General features: G+C 68.3%; 19 protein-coding genes. 11 read left to right on the top strand and 8 right to left on the bottom strand.

Features of this window, described 5'->3' with window-relative positions; translation table 11 throughout:
• Nucleotides 1–10: 10 nt before the first annotated feature.
• Both minC and OSC30_RS07410 read right to left on the bottom strand, forming a co-directional pair.
• Nucleotides 11–772, bottom strand: coding sequence for a septum site-determining protein MinC (gene minC, locus OSC30_RS07415; protein WP_425474735.1), 762 nt, complete (start codon nt 770–772; stop codon nt 11–13).
• 20 nt (nt 773–792) lie between these two features.
• On the bottom strand, nt 793–1,428 hold the full coding sequence (locus OSC30_RS07410; protein WP_267171207.1) for a GNAT family N-acetyltransferase: 636 nt from the start codon (nt 1,426–1,428) through the stop codon (nt 793–795).
• Nucleotides 1,429–1,629: 201 nt separating this feature from the next.
• Between OSC30_RS07410 and OSC30_RS07405 the strand changes: the two genes are divergently transcribed.
• The 7 genes from OSC30_RS07405 to OSC30_RS07375 all read left to right on the top strand — a co-directional run bounded on the left by OSC30_RS07405 (nt 1,630) and on the right by OSC30_RS07375 (nt 10,318).
• Nucleotides 1,630–2,859 (top strand): sensor histidine kinase, encoded by a 1,230-nt coding sequence (locus OSC30_RS07405; protein WP_267171206.1) that lies wholly within the window; start codon nt 1,630–1,632, stop codon nt 2,857–2,859.
• Nucleotides 2,860–2,959: 100 nt separating this feature from the next.
• Entirely contained in the window at nt 2,960–3,601 is a 642-nt protein-coding gene (locus OSC30_RS07400) for a response regulator (RefSeq protein WP_091333901.1), read from the top strand.
• Between the two features lie 381 nt (nt 3,602–3,982).
• Entirely contained in the window at nt 3,983–5,386 is a 1,404-nt protein-coding gene (locus OSC30_RS07395) for an SRPBCC family protein (protein ID WP_267171205.1), read from the top strand.
• 257 nt (nt 5,387–5,643) lie between these two features.
• Complete coding sequence (locus tag OSC30_RS07390; RefSeq protein ID WP_267171204.1) at nt 5,644–6,570, top strand: ABC transporter ATP-binding protein; 927 nt, start codon at nt 5,644–5,646, stop codon at nt 6,568–6,570.
• 118 nt (nt 6,571–6,688) lie between these two features.
• Nucleotides 6,689–7,423, top strand: a complete 735-nt coding sequence (locus OSC30_RS07385; protein WP_267171203.1) for an ABC transporter permease subunit — start codon at nt 6,689–6,691, stop codon at nt 7,421–7,423.
• 2 nt (nt 7,424–7,425) lie between these two features.
• Nucleotides 7,426–9,294: a Gldg family protein gene (locus tag OSC30_RS07380; protein ID WP_267171202.1), complete on the top strand. Its 1,869-nt coding sequence runs from the start codon at nt 7,426–7,428 to the stop codon at nt 9,292–9,294.
• A gap of 163 nt (nt 9,295–9,457) precedes the next feature.
• Nucleotides 9,458–10,318: a cytochrome c oxidase assembly protein gene (locus tag OSC30_RS07375; protein WP_267171201.1), complete on the top strand. Its 861-nt coding sequence runs from the start codon at nt 9,458–9,460 to the stop codon at nt 10,316–10,318.
• A gap of 87 nt (nt 10,319–10,405) precedes the next feature.
• Here the strand turns inward: OSC30_RS07375 and OSC30_RS07370 are convergent, their stop codons facing one another.
• Both OSC30_RS07370 and OSC30_RS07365 read right to left on the bottom strand, forming a co-directional pair.
• Nucleotides 10,406–10,849, bottom strand: a complete 444-nt coding sequence (locus OSC30_RS07370; RefSeq protein ID WP_267171200.1) for a copper chaperone PCu(A)C — start codon at nt 10,847–10,849, stop codon at nt 10,406–10,408.
• Nucleotides 10,846–11,445 (bottom strand): SCO family protein, encoded by a 600-nt coding sequence (locus OSC30_RS07365; RefSeq protein WP_267171199.1) that lies wholly within the window; start codon nt 11,443–11,445, stop codon nt 10,846–10,848. The genes OSC30_RS07370 and OSC30_RS07365 overlap by 4 nt, the downstream gene beginning before the upstream one ends.
• A 70-nt stretch (nt 11,446–11,515) precedes the next feature.
• On the opposite strand from OSC30_RS07365, the gene OSC30_RS07360 reads away from it, so the two are divergent.
• Together OSC30_RS07360 and OSC30_RS07355 are read left to right on the top strand one after the other, a co-directional pair.
• A complete protein-coding gene (locus OSC30_RS07360; protein WP_267171198.1) occupies nt 11,516–11,911 on the top strand; it encodes a DUF423 domain-containing protein in 396 nt (131 codons plus the stop codon).
• A 31-nt stretch (nt 11,912–11,942) separates the two neighbouring features.
• Nucleotides 11,943–12,347, top strand: a complete 405-nt coding sequence (locus tag OSC30_RS07355; protein WP_267171197.1) for a hypothetical protein — start codon at nt 11,943–11,945, stop codon at nt 12,345–12,347.
• Nucleotides 12,348–12,405: 58 nt separating this feature from the next.
• Here OSC30_RS07355 and OSC30_RS07350 read toward each other — a convergent pair whose 3' ends face one another.
• Both OSC30_RS07350 and OSC30_RS07345 read right to left on the bottom strand, forming a co-directional pair.
• Nucleotides 12,406–12,612, bottom strand: coding sequence for a type II toxin-antitoxin system antitoxin (locus tag OSC30_RS07350; RefSeq protein WP_267171196.1), 207 nt, complete (start codon nt 12,610–12,612; stop codon nt 12,406–12,408).
• 90 nt (nt 12,613–12,702) lie between these two features.
• Entirely contained in the window at nt 12,703–13,569 is an 867-nt protein-coding gene (locus tag OSC30_RS07345; protein ID WP_267171195.1) for an SPFH domain-containing protein, read from the bottom strand.
• A gap of 178 nt (nt 13,570–13,747) precedes the next feature.
• On the opposite strand from OSC30_RS07345, the gene purT reads away from it, so the two are divergent.
• Nucleotides 13,748–14,929, top strand: coding sequence for a formate-dependent phosphoribosylglycinamide formyltransferase (purT, locus tag OSC30_RS07340; protein ID WP_267171194.1), 1,182 nt, complete (start codon nt 13,748–13,750; stop codon nt 14,927–14,929).
• 184 nt (nt 14,930–15,113) lie between these two features.
• Nucleotides 15,114–16,649, top strand: a complete 1,536-nt coding sequence (locus OSC30_RS07335; protein ID WP_267171193.1) for an FMN-binding glutamate synthase family protein — start codon at nt 15,114–15,116, stop codon at nt 16,647–16,649.
• 69 nt (nt 16,650–16,718) lie between these two features.
• Here the strand turns inward: OSC30_RS07335 and OSC30_RS07330 are convergent, their stop codons facing one another.
• Nucleotides 16,719–17,426, bottom strand: coding sequence for an arginyltransferase (locus tag OSC30_RS07330; protein WP_267171192.1), 708 nt, complete (start codon nt 17,424–17,426; stop codon nt 16,719–16,721).
• A 179-nt stretch (nt 17,427–17,605) separates the two neighbouring features.
• On the bottom strand, nt 17,606–17,998 hold the full coding sequence (locus tag OSC30_RS07325; RefSeq protein ID WP_267171191.1) for a hypothetical protein: 393 nt from the start codon (nt 17,996–17,998) through the stop codon (nt 17,606–17,608).
• Nucleotides 17,999–18,025 lie beyond the last annotated feature (27 nt).

The following is an 18,025-nucleotide window of genomic DNA, read 5'->3' as shown; positions in this document are numbered from 1 at the left end:
GAATCGCCGGTCACAGCCGGGCGATCATCAATTTTTCACCATCGAGCCAGCATTGCACAGCCTGGCCTTCGAGGTCCTTGGGGATCTGTTCAAACACGCGGTAGTGGCCGGCGATGGCCACCAGCTCGGCGCGGAAGTCGGACACGAAGATGCGTGCCTTCTCGTCGCCCTGCGCGCCGGCCATGGCGCGGCCGCGCAGGCCGCCGTAGACGTGGATGGAGCCGTCGGCGATCACTTCGGCGCCGTTGGCGATGGCGCCGGTGACCACCAGGTCGCGGTCGCGCGCGTAGACCTGCTGGCCGGAGCGCACGGTGCCCTCGTGATGTTGCGCGCCCAGCGCCGGACCGGCCGGCGGGGCGGCGTGGATCGGTTCGCGTACCGGAGCGGGCGCGGGCGCGGCGGCCGGCGCCGGGGCGGGCGGCGCGATGCTGCCGCCCTCGGCCGGCTCGTAGGCGGCGCGGAACTTGGCGATCAGCGGCAGCCCCATGCGCTGGGCCAGCGCCTCGGTGGCGCTGGTGCCGTAGGCCAGCCCCACCGGCAGCATGCCGGCGCTGCGCACCGCTTCGAGCAGTGCGTCGACGGTGCCGTCGTCGGGCAGGTCGAGCAGGTGCGACAGGTCCAGCACCACGGCGGCGCGGGAGAACAGCTGCGGGGCCGAGCGCACGCGGCGCTCCAGCTCCTCGCACAAAGCGGCGGCGTCGACGCGGCGCACGCGCACGCAGGCAATGCCGACCTGGCCGAAGCGCAGATCGCAGGCGTCGGATGTATCCATCTTGGAATGCAGGGCCTCAGTCACGGGCGCCGCTCTCCGGCGAGGCGGCGCGGCTGGGAAGCGGGGGAAAGGGCGGCGGCGGACACCGGTAACTGGCGCTCGGCCAGCCACGGCACGTCGGGCAGGCCGCCGTGTTCGAGCCAGGTCTCGCGAACGAAGGCGTAGCTGGGCAGGTCCTTGGCCAGCAGGCTGACCTGCGGCCCGCGTTCGGCCATGCGTTGCTGTCCCACTTCCTGGAAGCCATAGGTGCCGTGGAACAGCACCACCACGTCGTCGCGCGGCTCCAGGAATACCTCGCAGGTGAGCAGCGGCACGCGCACTTCGGCGTAGCTGGTGACGTCGCAATAGAACACCTTGCCCAGGCCGTGCCGGCGATAGGCATTGGCGATCACGATGCGGTCGATGTAGACGAACGACTCGTAGTGCTCGGAAAACCAGCGGTAGTTGGAGCTGTCGTAGTTGCCACCGTCGCGCAGGGCGATCAGGAAGCCGGCCAGGTGGCCGTCGATCTCGGCCACGCGGAAATACTCGGCACGCTCGTAGAAGTAGCGCAGCTGCGCGGCGTCCAGGGCGAGGATGGAGCGGCCGGCGGCGTTGTTGAGCGCCAGCACGGCATCCAGATCGTGCTCGCGCACGTCGCGGATGGCTAAGGCCATTCGTTGCTCCGCAGAATAAGGCAGGTGATACCGGTGGACGCCCCCGAAGGCGTCCCGCAATGTGCGCATTATGGCATGCGGGGGCGGGGCGCACATCCTGTGGGCGGCTGTAAAACCTTTGTAAAACGCGAGCCTGCGCCACTTGCGACAGGGTGACTTTTCGCGCATTGCACGCGGCTGGCGGGGGCCTATGATGCCGCCATGTCCTGGACCAACTTCAACCACATCCGGCTGCTGCGGCTGACCGGGCTGTTCACCTACCTCTGCGTGGCGCTGCCGCTGCTGCCGGGCAGCTGGAGCCTGGCCCAGGTCAATGCGTGGTGGAGCAACCCCAACATTTCGGGGTGGATCCTTTCCTACATCGTGTTCGGGCTGACCTACCTGCTGCTGACCGGACGCTCGGGCATGAGCCGCCAGAGCGGCCGCGCGCAGGTACTCAAGCTGTTCGGCCTGGTGGCGCTGACCGGCTCGGCGGTGGCGATGGGCTGGTTCAGCCAGAGCGGCCTGTCGGCCATGCTGATGCTGGTGATCGCCGTGGTGCTGCCCTGGCAGTTGCCGGTGGTGGCCGGGCTGGTGTGGATGCTGGCGCAGAACCTGATGCTGATCCCGATCATCGCCAGTTACATGGGCTGGACCATCGTCACGGCGTTCCTGCAGGTCTGCATGTACCTGGGCATTTCCGCGCTGGCGTTCTTCACCTCGATGGTGGCCAGCCAGCAGACCGAGGCGCGCGAGGCGCAGCGACGGCTCAATTCCGAACTGCGCGCCACCCGTGCGTTGCTGGCCGAATCGACCCGCATTGCCGAGCGCATGCGCATCGCGCGCGAGCTGCACGACCTGATCGGGCACCACCTGACCGCGCTCAGCCTCAACCTGGAGGTGGCCAGCCACCTGGCCAACGATTCGGCGGCCGAGCATGTGCGCAAGGCGCAGGCCACCGCGCGGCACCTGCTGTCGGACGTGCGCGAGGCGGTCAGCGAGCTGCGCCAGGACGACGCCATCGACCTCACCCAGGCGCTGCGCAGCCTGATCGAAGGCGTGCCGGGGCTGAGCGTGCACGTGGACATGCCGCCACGCTTCAGCGTGGAGGACCCGCGGCGCGCGCAGGTACTGCTGCGTTGCGCGCAGGAGATCATCACCAACTGCGCCAAACATGCCGGTGCACGCCAGCTCTGGCTCACCTTCGCCTACGCCGACGCCAACCAGATGGGGCTGCACGCGCGCGACGACGGCCGCGGCGCGGCACATTTCAAACCCGGCAACGGGCTCTCCGGCATGCGCGAACGGCTGGCCGAGTTCGGCGGCAGCGTGGCCGTGGACACCGCCGTCAGCGAGGGGTTCGCGCTGACCGTGCGCCTGCCGCTGGGCGAGGCGCTGGAACTGGCCCACACGCCCTCGCGGCTGGAGCCGCCGGCGTTGAGCGTGCCATGACGGCAGCCGGGCACGGCTCATGCCAAAATGGCCGGCAGTGCCCGGCCGCCACATTTCCCGCGTGGAAGGCGCGGGCCATCACCGCAATCGAGGAACCGCGATGATTTCCGTCTGTCTCGTCGATGACCAGAACCTGGTGCGCCAGGGTGTCCGTTCGCTGCTGGACCTGGCCGAAGACATCCGCGTGGTGGCCGAATGCGCCGACGGCGCGCAGGCAGTGGCGGATATCCCGCGGATCAAGCCCGACGTGGTGCTGCTGGACCTGCGCATGCCCAACATGAGCGGGCTGGAGGTGCTGCAGGCGCTCTCGGCGCGCGGTGAGCTGCCGCCGACCATCATCCTGACCACCTTCGACGACGACCAACTGGTGCTGCAGGGGCTGAAAGCCGGCGCGCGCGGTTATCTGCTGAAGGACGTCTCGCTGGAACAGCTGGTCGAGGCCGTGCGCACCGTCGCCGCCGGCGGTTCGCTGGTGGCGCCGATGGTCACCCAGCGGCTGCTCGCCGGGGTGGGGCGCATGCAGAACCAGTTCACCAGCCTGGAACAGCCCGATCCGCTCACCGAGCGCGAGACGGAAATCCTGCGCCTGCTCTCCGGCGGTTATTCAAACAAGGAGATCGCCAACTCGCTGAAGGTGGCCGAGGGCACGGTGAAGAACCACGTCTCGAACATTCTTTCCAAGCTCGGCGTGCGCGACCGTACCCGCGCGGTACTCAAGGCGCTGGAGCTCGGCATCGTCTGATGGGCGGTTGCGAAGCGGGCCGATCAACGAACGGTGCCGCCTTTGCAGGAGGGGTACGGGCGAGGCGAAGGCGGGCAAGCCCGTGGGTGTCACACAGCCCCGCTTGCGCTGGGCGCTGGCGCGTAGCGCCGCGGGCGAAGAAATCTCGGCCATCGTGGAGGGCAGTGGCAGAGCCGCCAGCAGGCGCTCCAGGCACCGTTTTCACGGCCCCCAGACAGGCCCCTGGCTGCCCGATAGCGTTCCAGCCCGCGAGCAAGTACCATCCCAAGCTTCGGTATTCGCCGACCCTCGCCTGTGCCTTCCTCCGGGGTTCGCCCCCGTGGCGCGGGATCCGACGGGAACCTTTAGCGCTGCGCGGAAAACGCTCGGAGAACCCTGGTAATGATGCGTGTTCTTGAATTCATTGTGGCCCTGATCATCGTCGCCGTGGTCGGTGTCGTGGTAGGCGTGATCATGCCCGGCAGTGGCCATGTGGAGCGATCGCTGGTCTTTGGCAAAGACATGCGCCAGGTCTACGACATCCTCGACAACTACCGACGCTTCGAGGATTACTCCTCGCTGCGCCAGGACGATCCGCAGATCCAGTACAAGCTGTCCGGCAACGCCTATGGCCCTGGCGCGCAGATCAGCTGGAACAGCGACAAGATCGGCGACGGCACGTTGACCATCGCCAGCGCCGAGCCCGATTTCTACAAGATCGACAACACCGTCAACAGCGCCAAGATCATCTGGAACCTGGACAACGGCTGGCGCGGTCAGGACAAGCACTTCACGCTCGACCTGGAGCGCCAGGGCAGCCGTCACCAGCTGACCAAGGTCACCTGGTCGTATGACGTGGCCTACGGCTTCAACCTGGTCAACCGCTACTCCAACCTGTACATCCATGGCGCGCCGGACTCGCTCATCCAGTCCAGCCTGGGCAACCTGCAGAACGTGCTGGCGGCGGTGCCGAACATCGATTACGGCACGCTGGTCCCGTACATCCGGCCGACCCAGCCCACGCCGATGCTGCTGGTGCCGACCTCGATCCAGCGCAGCGGCGGCCTGGCCGCCCTCGACGAAACCACCGCCGCGGCGGTCAAGCAGATCCAGGACACGGCCAAGAAGCTGGGCGTGAACGTGGTCGGTCCGCGCGTCATCTTCACTACCAGCTACGGCGACCAGACCTACGCCTTCGACGTGGGGATGCCGATCGACGCCACCAGCCTGACCGTCGCCGGCCAGAGCCAGGAGCTGACCGCGCCGCAGCCGCCCAAGCTCGGCGAAGAAGCCCCGGCCGAGGCCTCCAGTGCGCCGGCCAGCGCCAGCAGCACCGCAGCCGACGCCAAGCCGGCTGGCCCGCAGCCGGGCGACCATGACCGCTTCGGCCGGCTGATCGTTGGTGGCAACGTCCGCGCCACGCTGGCCTTCGGCGAACCCTCGCTGGTGGGCGTGTGGAATGGCACGGGTGCCGGCGTCCCGCTGACGCGCGACATGCTCAAGGCCTACGCTCAGACCCACGGTTACAAGTTCGACGAAGTCACCAACCGCCTGTACGACATCGAAGTCCAGCCGGAAACCAAGGACAAGGACGGCAACGTCACCACGTACGCCAAGTTCGAGGTCTTTCTGCCGCTGATCGGCGACAACGTGCCGGAGCAGACCCCGGAGCAGGCCGCCGGCATTCCGCAGCCGACCCTGGAGCCGGCCCCGGCCAGCAGCGCCTCGGCGCCCGCCGCCGCCGGCTCCGCTGCCGCCGCCTCCTCCTCCGAGGCGCCGGCCGAGGCCGCCAGCGCCGGCGAGTAACGCCCGACGCGGTTGCGCTCCATCAAATCCTGCCCGCCTCGTGCGGGCAGGATTTTTTTTGGCGGCGGGTTTCCGGCAATGTCGCCCCATCCTTCTTCGGGAGCCCTCCCCGAAAGCGGAGGAAGGCCCGACAGGCGGCGGCGCGCGATTAATGCTTGTCCGCTTGCCGGGGAAGGGGCCGACGGTGGTTGGGACAACCCCGCCGCAGTCCCGCGCCGGTGCGATACAGTGACAGGCCAGCCACCCCACCACGCCGCATGATCGAAGCCGACCGACTGACCCGCTGCTATGGCCGCCTCACGGCGGTGGATGCGTTGTCCATCCGCGCCGAGCCTGGCCAGGTGCTGGGGTTGCTCGGCCCCAATGGCGCGGGCAAGTCCACCGCCATGCGCATGATCGCCGGGTTCCTGGCGCCGACCTCCGGTACCGCGCGGGTCTGCGGTCATGACGTGCAGCGCGAACCGCTCGCGGCCAAGCGCGCGCTGGGCTACCTGCCCGAGGGTGCGCCCAGTTACGGCGAGATGACCGTGCGCGAGTTCCTCACCTTCATCCTGCGCGTGCGCGCACTGCCGGCCGAGACCGGCCGGCGCCGCTTCGAGGAAGTGGTGGCGCATCTGCAACTGGAGGAGGTGTTGGAGCAGTGCATCGACACGCTGTCCAAGGGCCTGCGCCGCCGCGTGGGCCTGGCGCAGGCAATCTTGCACGACCCGCCGGTGCTGATGCTGGATGAGCCGACCGATGGCCTGGACCCCAACCAGAAACACGCGGTGCGCCAGCTGATCGATTCGATGGCGCGCGAGCGCACCATCCTCATCTCCACCCATTTGCTGGAAGAAGTCCATGCCCTGTGCAACCGCGTGGTGATCATCGCGCGCGGCAAGCTGCTGGCCGACGCCACCCCGGCCGAGCTGGAGGCGCGCTCGCGCTACCACGGCGCGGTGTCCTTCAGCGCGCCGGGCAGCGGCGTCTCGCAGGAAATGCTTGGCCGCCTGCCGCAGGTGGCGGCGATCGAGGTGGATCCGCTGGATGGGCGCATTACCGCGTTCCCCAGGCCCGGCGCACGCATCCTCGAGCCGGTCGAGAATCTGCTGCGCGAGCAGGGCCTGGAGGTATCGGAGATCCAGCTCGAGCGCGGCCGGCTAGACGAGGTGTTCCGGCAGATCACGATGGGGGAGGGGGCGTGAGGGTCGGGATTCGGCAGGGTGTCGCATGCCGGGACTGGACGTTCCTGCACCCCAAGCATTCCCCGACCGCGGCCTGGTTTTGCGAATCCCGGCTCCCGACTCCCGAGTCCCGAGTCCCATGACCCCCGTCATCGCCATCATGCGCCGCGAGCTGCGCAGCTATTTCGTCACCGCGGTGGCCTACGTGTTCCTGGTGATCTTCCTGGTGCTGGCCGGGCTGCTCACCTTCTACGCGGGCGATTTCTACGAGCGCGGGCTGGCGGATCTGCAGCCGTTCTTCGCGATGCATCCGTGGTTGTACCTGATCCTGGCGCCGGCGCTGTCGATGCGCATGTGGGCCGAGGAATCCAAGGCCGGCACACTGGAGCTGCTGCTCACCCTGCCGGTGACGCTGGTGCAGGCGATGCTGGGCAAGTTCCTTGCGGCCTGGCTGTTCCTGGGCCTGGCGCTGGCACTGACCTTTCCGATCTGGGTGACCGTCAACTATCTGGGCGATCCGGACAACGGCGTGATCTTCGCCGGCTACCTGGGCAGCTGGCTGATGGCCGGGGCGTTCCTGGCGATCGGCGCGTGCCTGTCCACGCTCACCCGCAGCCAGGTGGTGGCCTTCATCCTCACCGCACTGGTGTGCGTGCTGCTGATCCTGGTCGGCCAGCCGCAGGTGCTCGACTTCTTCCAGGGCGCGCTGCCGCGCAAGCTGGTCAATGGCGTGGCGCATCTGTCGATCCTGCGGCACTTCGAGGCGATCGCCCGCGGCGTGCTGGACGTGCGCGACCTGATGTATTTCCTGTTCACCATCCTCGCCTGGCTCACCGCCGGCGTGCTGGTGCTCGACCTGAAGCGGAGCCGCTGACGATGCGCCGCCTGCACATCAGCCGCCGCGCCTTGCTGGTCGCCGCGCTCGTCGCGCTGACCCTGGCCTTCATCGGCATCACCCTGGCCAGCAGCCGCGGCTTGCGTGCGGCGCGCATCGACCTGACCGCCGATCACCTGTACACGCTCACGCCCGGCACCCAGCACATCATCGATGGCCTGCACCGTCCGCTGAAGCTGACCCTGTACTTTTCCGAGCACGCCACGCGCGACCTGCCGCAACTGCGCAGCTACGAGCAGCGCGTGCGCGAAATGCTGCAGGAGATGGTCGCCCGCTCGCGTGGGCGCATCCGGCTGGCGGTGATCGATCCGGTGCCGTATTCCGATGACGAGGCCAGCGCCGAGGGTGGCGGGCTGACGCCGATCAACGGCGGCAGCAACGGCGAGCGGGTGTTCTTCGGCCTGGTCGGCAATACCTTGCCGGGCAGCGAGGGCGAGGGCGGGGAGAGGAACCTGTCGATCGCGTTCTTCGATCCGGCGCGCGAGACCTTCCTCGAGTACGACATCGCCAAGCTGCTCTACGAACTGGACCAGCCGAGCAAGCCGCACATCGGCCTGCTCAGCTCGCTGCCGCTGGCCGGCAACCCGGCGATCGGCGCGCCGTCGTGGGCGGTGGTGCAGCAACTGGAGCAACTGTTCGAGGTCAGGACGATCGATCCGGACAACCTCACCCGCGTCGGCGACGACATCCAGGTGCTGCTGCTGGTCCATCCCAAGCGGTTGCCGGACGCGGCGGTCTATGCGCTCGACCAGTACGTGTTGCGCGGCGGCCACCTGGTGGTGTTCGTCGATCCCTCCGCGGATCTGGACACCGCCCCGTACGTGGACAGCAACGGCATCACCGACGACCACAACTCCAACCTGCCGCGGCTGTTCGCCGCCTGGGGCGTGGCGTTCGACCCGACCTCGGTGGTGCTGGATCGTTCGCGCGCGTTGCAGATCGAACTGGCCGGCAGCAGCCTCAACCACCCGGCGATGCTCGGCGTGGGGCCGCAAGAGCTCAACCACAGCGACGTGGTGACCGCCAGCCTGCAGCGCATCAACGTCTCCACCGCCGGCAGCTTCGATCTCACGCCGCAAGCCACCACCCGCCTGCTGCCGCTGATCCAGAGCAGCGCCGAAGCCGAGAAAGTGCCGGTACAGCGCGTGCTGGAGGCCGCCAGCGATCCGACCACGCTGCTGCAGGGCTACCAGCCGGAAAACCAGCACTACGTGATCGCCGCGCGCCTGCGCGGCACCTTCGACAGCGCGTTCCCGCAACGCGCCGGCACGCCCGGTCACCTGGCCCGGTCGAAGCCCGATTCGGAGGTGGTGCTGGTGGCCGACACCGACCTGCTCAGCGACCGCCTGTGGGTGGAGACACAGAGCTTCCTGGGCCAGCCGATGCTTTCGGTATTCGCCAACAATGGCGATTTCGTCACCAACCTGGCCGACAACCTGAGCGGTTCGTCGGCGCTGCTTTCGATCCGCGGACGTTCCGCCTCGCAACGGCCGTTCACGCGCGTGCGCGCGCTGCAGGCGGCGGCCGACCAGAAGTTCCTGCTGAAGAAGCAGGAACTGGAGCGCGAACTGGCCGAGACCCGGCAGCGGCTGGACGAGCTGCAGCCGGCCAAGGGCGGGCGCTCCAATGCGGTCAGCGCACAGCAGAAGAGCGAGATCGAGCAATTCCAGCAGCGGCGGCTGGCGATCAACAAGGAGCTGCGCGACGTCCAGCACCAACTCAATGCCGAGATCGATGCGCTCGGACTTCGCCTGAAGGTGATCAACATCGTGCTGGTGCCGGCGCTGGTGACCCTGATCGGCCTGCTTTACGGCTGGCGCCGCGTGCGCCGGAGCCGCTCGCGGCGCTGACCGGCGGCACTCGACGAGATAGCGCGGCGGCAAGCTCGCGCGATCGGCAGGGAGAGGCCGCAACGCAAGCGCGCGACGCATCGGCCAAGGCGGCAATCTGCCGCAAGCGCCCCGGTAGCGGCTGGCGAGGTCTATCCTTGCAGGCTGGTGGTTGTGCGGGCCGGTGATGGCGTTGTTGCTCAAATGGATCGTGCCGTGGGAGTTCTCGTGGGTGTTCCTCGCGAGCTTCCTGTTGGCCGCGGTGCTGTACTGGCGCGGCGCGCGCGAGCTGCGCGTGAGTTTCGGCCGGCGCCTGTCGTTCTGGGCCGGCATGGCGATCATCTACCTGTCGCTGCACACCTACCTGGATTACTACGCGGAACACGAGTTCTTCGTGCACCGCATCCAGCAGGTGCTGCTGCATCACCTGGCGCCGCTGCTGATCGTGGCGTCCTACCCCGCGTCGGTGCTGCGCGCGGGCCTGCCGCTGTCGTGGCGAGTGCGTTGGCTGCGGCCTGTGCAGGCCTCCATGCCATGGCGGACGGTGAGCGCGGTGCTGTTCAATCCAGCGCTGGCGACGTTCCTGTTCATCGCCTTCATCCTGGTGTGGCTGATCCCGTCGATGCAGACGCTGGCGATGCTGGACTGGCGCATCTACCGCTTCATGAACTGGACGATGCTGATCAGCGGCTTCGTCTACTGGGCGCTGGTGCTGGACCATCGGCCGCGGCCGCCGGGCCGGATGACGCCCGGGCTGCGCGTGCTGTCGCCGGCGATCACCATGACGCCGCAGATCCTGGCCGGCGCGATCATCACCTTCTCCAAGACCGACCTCTACCCGATCTTCGAGATCTGCGGCCGGGCGTTCACCTTCAACGTGATGACCGGGCAGCTGATGGGCGGCGTGATCACGTGGGTACCGGCGGCGATGATCGAATCGGTCGGGGCCTTGCTGGCGCTGCGCCAGTGGCTGGCGCTATCGCGCCGCGGGCGGATCCTGCGCGAGCATCGCATGCCGCGGCGCCCGGCCATCCGCAACACCTGACCCGTAGGGTGGGCTTCAGCCCACCAGCCGTTGCCGCATACCCGATAGCGGACGGAAACCCACCCGCGTCCGGCATGTCCCCCGGAATCAGAGCGCGTTGGCGGGCTTGGCCAGGAATTCCGTCGCCAGCGTGCTGCCATCGGCGAAGTGCAGGACGACCTGTACGGTCTGGCCGGGCTGCACCGGCTTGCGCGCATGCATCAGCATGAAGTGGTAGCCGCCCGGCGCCAGCGCAGCCCGGCCGTGCGCCGGCACGTCCAGGTGGTCGACCATGCGCATGCGGCCCATGCCGGTGTCGGTGGAACTCAGGTGCAGCATCACGCTGCCGTAAGCGGCGCTGCTGGCGCCGTCGAGCACGGCCGGCTGGTCGCCCTCGTTGGCGAGGATCACGTAGCCACCGGCGGGCAGGCCGCCGGGCAGCACCCGGATCCAGGCGTCGCTCGCGCGGACGTGGTCGGCCTGGGTGGCGTGCGCCGCGCCCACGCAGAGCAGGCCGGCGAGCAGCAGGGGCAGGGAGCGCGAGAGGGTCACTTTCCGGTTTCCAGCAGCAGGTAAAGGTCGTGGACGAGGTCGTCCTGGCTGGCGGCGGGCGTCGCCAGCAGGCGTGCCTGGCCCTGGCGATCGAACAGGTAGATCGCCGAGCTGTGGCTCACCTCGTACTGGCCGTCGGCCGCGGACGGCTCGCGGGTAAACGCCGAGCGATAGCGCTTGGCGAGCGCCTCCAGTTCGCGCGGCGTGCCGGTCAGGCCGACCGCGCGCTTGTCGAAGGCGTTGACGTAGGCGTGCATGATCCGCGGCGTGTCGCGCGCCGGATCCACGCTGACGAACAGGATGCGCGCATCGTCCGCCTTGGCGCCCACGCGTTGCAGTACCGCATGCAGGTTCGCCAGCGTCAGCGGGCAGACGTCCGGGCAATGCGTGTAGCCGAAGTACAGCAGCACCACCTTGCCGCGGTAGTCCTCGCCGGTGACCGGCTTGCCGTGGTCGTCGGTGAGCTGGAAGCCGAGGTCGGGCATGTGGCCGCTGATGTTGGTCAGCCGCCAGGGCAGGTCGTCCCCGCGATGGCAGGCGGCCAGCAGCAAGGCGGCGAGCAGCAACAGGAAACGGCCCAGGCGCAGTGGCTTCATGCAAGAATCGTTGCGATGCATCGCATCAGCATACGCCACGTGGCGATCCGGGCGAACCGACGAGGAGCTTATGCGACAACCTGTCCCCGCCAGCACACTCTGGATGCCATGGCTGACCGGTGCGGCCGGCGCCAGTGCCGTGCTGCTGGGTGCCTTCGGCGCGCATGCGCTTCGTGGCGTGCTCGATGCCGGCGGGCGCGAGCTCTGGCACACCGCCTCGCAGTACCACTTCTGGCACGCGCTGGCACTGGCGGTCGCCTGCGTGGCGGGGCCGGGCAGGGCGCGACGGTGCGCGCTGGCCGCCTTCGCGATCGGCATCGTGTTGTTCAGCGTCAGCCTCTACGCGCTGGCGCTGGGCGCGCCGCGCTGGTGCGGTGCGATCACCCCGCTGGGCGGGCTGGCCTTCATCGTCGGCTGGATTGCGCTGGGTCTGGCGTTTCATCGCCCGGACAAGCCCGCGTCATAACCGCGTCATGGCCCGGCGCGATGCTGCGTGCATGCGCCGATACCCAGTCTTCCAGCAATCGTTGCGCCGGCTCGATGGCAGGGTCGGGTTCGCCGTGACCTTTCTGACCGCGGCGATGCTGGCCGGGGTCATGGCGCCACCGACGCCTGAGCGGCCGCAAGAGCAGTTGGTGCGCTGGACCGCCGAGGGCCATGACTGGCTGCTGGTGGCCGATCGGCAGCACGACCGCATCCAGGCGTACGACGCCCGCGATGGGCGGCCGCTGGGCACGATCGACAGCTCCGCCGGGCTGGCTGATGTCGACCGGGTGGTGATCGAGGGACGTTGGCTGGTGGTGTTGGGGAACGATGGACCGAAGGTCGTGCGCCTGCCCGGATTCCGGCCGCAGCCGTTGGCCGCCGCAGTGACGCCCGAGGCGGAAAGCGAGCCCCGGTAGCGCACTTGTGCGCGACCGCGATGCCGCCGGTCGCGCACAGTGCGCTCCTTGCAGGGATTCAACGCCGGTTGTCCGGACCGGCGTCATCGTCTTCCGCTGGACGGATGGCACCTGCCTTCAACCGCCCCGACTTGCGCAGCGCCTCGCGCAGCACGTACTCGATCTGTGCATTGACGCTGCGCAGCTCGTCGTCGGACCAGCGCTGCATGGCTTCGAGCACGGTGGCGCTGATCCGCAACGGATAGGCTTTCTTCTCCGCAGGCATCGGGTCAGCGGCGGCGGCGACTGGCGATGGCGACGACGATCACCAGGATCACCACGATGACGGGAATGGCGTAGCCCATGGTGCGCTCCCTCAGCCGTACAGCGTGCCGGTGTTGACCACTGCCTGGGTGCCGCGCTCGCCGCACAGCACCACCAGCAGGTTGCTGACCATCGCCGCCTTGCGCTCTTCGTCCAGCTCGACCACGCCGCGGCGGCTCAACTGGTCCAGCGCCATCTCGACCATGCTCACCGCGCCTTCGACGATGCGCGTGCGCGCGGCGATGATGGCGCCGGCCTGCTGGCGCTGCAGCATCGCCTGGGCGATCTCCTGCGCGTAGGCCAGGTGGCTGATGCGCGCCTCGATCACCTGCACGCCGGCCTGCTCCAGCCGCGCCTGGATTTCATCGCGCAGGTGGTTGTTGATCACCTCGCCATGGCTGCGCAATGACGGCTGTCCGTCCTCGTGCGCGTCGTAGGGATAGCTCTGCGCCATCTGGCGCAGCGCCGATTCGCTCTGGATGTGCACGAAGTTCTCGTAGTCGTCCACGCGGAACACCGCCTCGGCGGTATCGACGACCTGCCAGACGATTACCGCGGCGATCTCGATCGGGTTGCCGTCGTTGTCGTTGACCTTCAGCCGCCCGCTCTCGAAGTTGCGCACGCGCAGCGAGAGCCGGCGCTTGGCGTAGAACGGGTTGGTCCAGCGCAGGCCTTCCTCGCGCACGCTGCCGGCGTACTTGCCGAACAACTGCATTACCTGCGCTTCGTTCGGCGCGACCTGGAAGAAACCCTTGAGCAGGAAGGCGGTCAGCGCCAGCAGCAGCATGCCCGGGATCACGTGCGGTGCCGGATCGGCGCCGTCGGCACTGACCAGCAGCCATGCAGCGATCGCCGCCAGCACCAGGCAAAACCCGATGAACGGGATGCCGGCGAGCGAGAAACCCTTGCGTTCGTTCATGACGCTACCTCCCTGAGTGTGCGAGAAGTAGATATCAAAAGCATATCACTCTGCAAGTGCCCGGCCCGTGCTCGCGGGAAAGACAGCTCGGTCATGTCGGGCCGCGATTGCGCAGACTGCCGGGCCGGGCCCCCTACAATTGCCGGACCGGACGACCGGGCAACCTGTGGAGATGTGCATGAAACCGTTCGGCACACCGCTTTCCGACCATGCCGTGCGCGTGCTGCTGCTCGGTTCGGGCGAATTGGGCAAGGAAGTGGCCATCGAGCTGCAGCGCTTCGGCGTGGAGGTGATCGCGGTGGACCGCTATGCCGATGCACCGGCGATGCAGGTGGCCCATCGCAGCCACGTCATCGACATGCTCGACGGCGCGGCGCTGCGCGCGGTGATCGCACGCGAACGGCCGGACCTGGTGGTGCCGGAGATCGAGGCGATCCATACGCCCACCCTGGTCGCGCTGGAGAAGGAAGGGGTGCGCGTGATCCCGACCGCGCGTGCCGCCTGGCTGACCATGGATCGCGAGGGCATCCGCCGCCTCGCCGCCGAGGAGCTCGGCCTGCCCACCTCGCCCTATCGCTTCTGCGACACCGAGGCGGAGTACCGCGCGGCGGCGCAGGCGATCGGCTATCCGTTCGTGATCAAGCCGGTGATGAGTTCCTCGGGCAAGGGGCAGAGCACGGTGCGCGATGCGTCCGCGCTCGACGCGGCCTGGACATACGCGCAATCGGGCGGTCGCGCCGGGCAGGGGCGGGTGATCGTCGAAGGTTTCGTCGATTTCGATTACGAGATCACCCTGCTAACCGTGCGCCACCGCGACGGCACCAGCTTCTGCCTGCCGATCGGCCATCGGCAGGAACACGGCGACTATCGCGAATCCTGGCAGCCGCAACCGATGAGCGACGCCGCGCTGGCCGAAGCGCAGCGCCAGGCCGGCGCGGTGTCGGCGGCGCTGGGCGGCTGGGGCGTGTTCGGCATGGAATTCTTCGTCAAGGGCGACAGCGTGATCTTTTCCGAGGTCAGCCCGCGCCCGCACGACACCGGCCTGGTGACGCTGATCTCGCAGGAGTTGTCGGAGTTCGCGCTGCACGCGCGGGCGATCCTGGGCCTGCCGATCCCGGTGATCCGGCATTGGGGGCCATCAGCGTCCTGCGCGGTGCTGGTCGAGGGCGAAGGCCGCCACCCGCGCTACCACGGCGTAGCCGAAGCACTGGCCGAGCCGGACACGCAATTGCGCCTCTTCGGCAAGCCGGAGGTGAAGGGCCGCCGGCGCATGGCGGTGACGCTGGCGCGCGATGCGGACATCGAGGCGGCGCGGGCCAGGGCCGTGCGGGCGGCGGAATGCTTGAAGGTGGAACTCTGAGCCGGCGTCTTCATCCGCGTTCCCTCGGAGAGGGTGCCGGTAGGGCGGAGGGTACGGGCGGAGCGTGATGGCGGGGTTCGCCCGTACCCTTTGCCCAATCCGTCTCCCTGAGGAAGAGGGGCTCTGACCTGAGCCCAGAGGGAAGTTCGGCTAGGCTGTCCGCTGGATATTCAGGAGGGCAACCATGGCATCGGACGGCTTCGCGCACTGGCTGATCGTGCTGGTCGAAACACTGGCGGCGTTCTTCGTGTTGTTGCTGGCCCTGGCGGTGGTGGTCGTGTTGGCCGTCTGGGTGGCCGACCGCAACCAGACCGGCAACGCGGTGTTGCGCAACTTCCCGGTCATCGGCCATTTCCGCTACGGCTTCCTGCGCCTGGGCGAGTTCTTCCGCCAGTACCTGTTCGCCAGCGACCGCGAGGAGCTGCCGTTCAACCGCGCCCAGCGCGTGTGGGTCTACCGCGCGGCCAAGGACGCCGACACCACCATCGGCTTCGGTACCACGCGCGACCTCTCGGCCGAGGGCATCCCGTTCTTCGTCAACGCGCCGTTTCCGCGACTGGAAGGCCACCACGTTCCCCCGAAGCCGGTGCGGATCGGTCCCTACGCGCGCGAGCCCTACGACCACGCCGCGTTCTTCAACATTTCCGCGATGAGTTTCGGCGCGTTGTCGGCCCCGGCGGTGCGCGCGTTGTCGCGGGGTGCGGCCAAGGCCGGCATCTGGCTGGACACCGGCGAGGGCGGGCTGGCGCCGTATCACCTGGAAGGCGGCTGCGACCTGGTGTTCGAGATCGGCACCGCCAAGTACGGCGTACGCACCGCCGACGGCCGGCTCGACGACGACCGGCTGCGCGCGATCTGCGTGCACAAGCAGGTGAAGATGGTCAGCATCAAGCTCGGCCAGGGTGCCAAGCCGGGCATGGGCGGCCTGTTGCCGGGCGTGAAAGTGACGCCGGAGATCGCCGCCATCCGCGGCATCCCGGTGGGCGAGGATTCGCAAAGCCCCAACCGCCACCTGGACATCGCCAACGTGCCCGAGCTGCTCGACGCCATCGCGCACGTGCGCGAGGTCGGCGGCAAGCCGACCGGCTTCAAGGCGGTACTGGGCAATTCGGACTGGATCGAGCTCTTGTGCGACGAAGTGTGGAGGCGCGGCATCGAGAGCGCGCCGGATTTCATCATCGTCGACGGTTCCGAAGGCGGCACCGGCGCGGCGCCGCAGACGCTGATGGAGGGCATGGGCCTGCCGCTGCATGAAGCGCTGCCGATGCTGGTCGACACGCTGATCGCCAAGGGCCTGCGCACGCGCATCAAGGTGATCTGCTCGGGCAAGCGGATCACCGCCTACGACGTGGCGTGGGCGCTGTCGATGGGGGCGGATTTCGTCAACTCCGCGCGTGGCTTCATGCTGGCGCTGGGCTGCATCCAGTCGCTGCAGTGCAACCGCAACACCTGCCCGACCGGCATCACCACACAGAACCCCAAGCTGCAACGCGGGCTGGTGGTCACCGACAAGACCGAGAAGGTTGCCAGCTACGCGCGCAACCTGATGTACGAGGTGGGCATCATCGCCCACAGCTGCGGCGTGGACGATCCGCGCCAGCTCGACCGCACCCATTGCCGCGTGGTCGGCGACGACGGCCTGTCGGTGCCGCTGGTCGAGCTGTTTCCGTATCCGGAAGTCGGTTCGACACACAGCCCGGACCCGCGGCCCACGATCTGACGCGGGCCATAGGGTGGGCTTCAGCCCACCGCTTTAGATCGCATCGGATACGGTGGACGGAAGCCCACCCTACGGCTCGAGCGCAGCCCAGCCGTCGCGCGTGCGCACCTGCAACGGGCGGAAGCGCCGCTTGTAATCCATCTTGGCGTGGCCCTCGATCCAGAAACCGAGGTACAACCACGGCAGCCCGCGGCGGCGCGCCAGTTGCACCTGTTGCAGGATCGCGTAGGTACCGAGGCTGCGGGCGCTCTCGTCCGGGTCGAAGAAGGTGTACACCGCCGACAGCCCGTTGAGGCACACGTCGGTGACCGCCACGGCCAGCAACCGCGCGCCCTGGCGGAATTCCAGGAACAGCGTGGGACTCCACGGCGCGGTAAGGAAGCGACGGAAATCGCTGGCATCGGCCTCGTCCATGCCACCGCCCGAGTGGCGGGTGCGCAGGTAGCGTTCGTACAGCGCGTGGCGCTCGGTGTTGTAGCCGGCCATGCATTCGACCACCTCCAGGTCCGCGTTGCGCTTGAGGCAACGCCGCTGCGCGCGGTCGGGAGTGAACCCTTCGACGTCGATGCGGCAGGGCGTGCAGGCGCGGCACTGCGGGCAGTTGGGGTAATACAGGTGGCCACCGGCGCGGCGGAAGCCGCGTTCCAGCGCAGGGCCGTAGAGCTGGTCCAGCCGCGGCGCGGCCGGATCGATCACCAGGTTCTGCGCCGTGCGCTCGGCGTAGTAGCCGCACGGGTGCGGCAGGGTCTGGAACAGGCGGACGCGTTCGGAGCGCATGGGTCGATTCTATGACCGAGCGCGCGAGCGGATGCAAATATTCCGAGAAGAGTCCATCGCGGTGGCGCACAGGCATGCCGCCTGTGAACAGCTGCGGATCATCGAAACAAGAAGACGGCGCCCGACGCCGGTTCGGGCCAACGCTGCCGATGGAGCGTCAGACGCTTCGCGTCACATCGCTAGATCTTGCCCATGTAGCGCAGCATCAACACCACGAAGGCCGCCGCCAGCGCCAGCAGCACGATGCGCCGCACGCGCGTGGCCACTCCGGTGCGGCGCGTCTCGGGCGTCGGACTGCGGGCCGCCGCCAGTTCCTCGCCGTGGCGCACCAGCGGCTCGATCCCGAGCCCGCGCATCAGCGTGCGCGCCTGGGTGTAGTCGTCGGCGCGGTTGACCCACACCTGCGGCCAGCTCTCGCGGCTGTCGATCCGCTGGGAGTAGCTGAAACGCTGGTAGCTGGGGCGATTCCAGTTCGAACGGCCGGTGACGGTCGTCTCGATGCCGTGTTCGGCAAGCAGAGAGACCACGCGGTCGATGTTGTCCTGGCGGGGAGAGGTATAGAGCGGACGCATGGAGCGAGTTTAGCTGCTCGGCGGTTT

The sequence above is a fragment of the Frateuria hangzhouensis genome, from assembly GCF_026410505.1.
GTDB classification, from domain to species: domain Bacteria; phylum Pseudomonadota; class Gammaproteobacteria; order Xanthomonadales; family Rhodanobacteraceae; genus Frateuria_A; species Frateuria_A hangzhouensis.
This window is presented reverse-complemented; position numbering and strand designations above follow the sequence as displayed.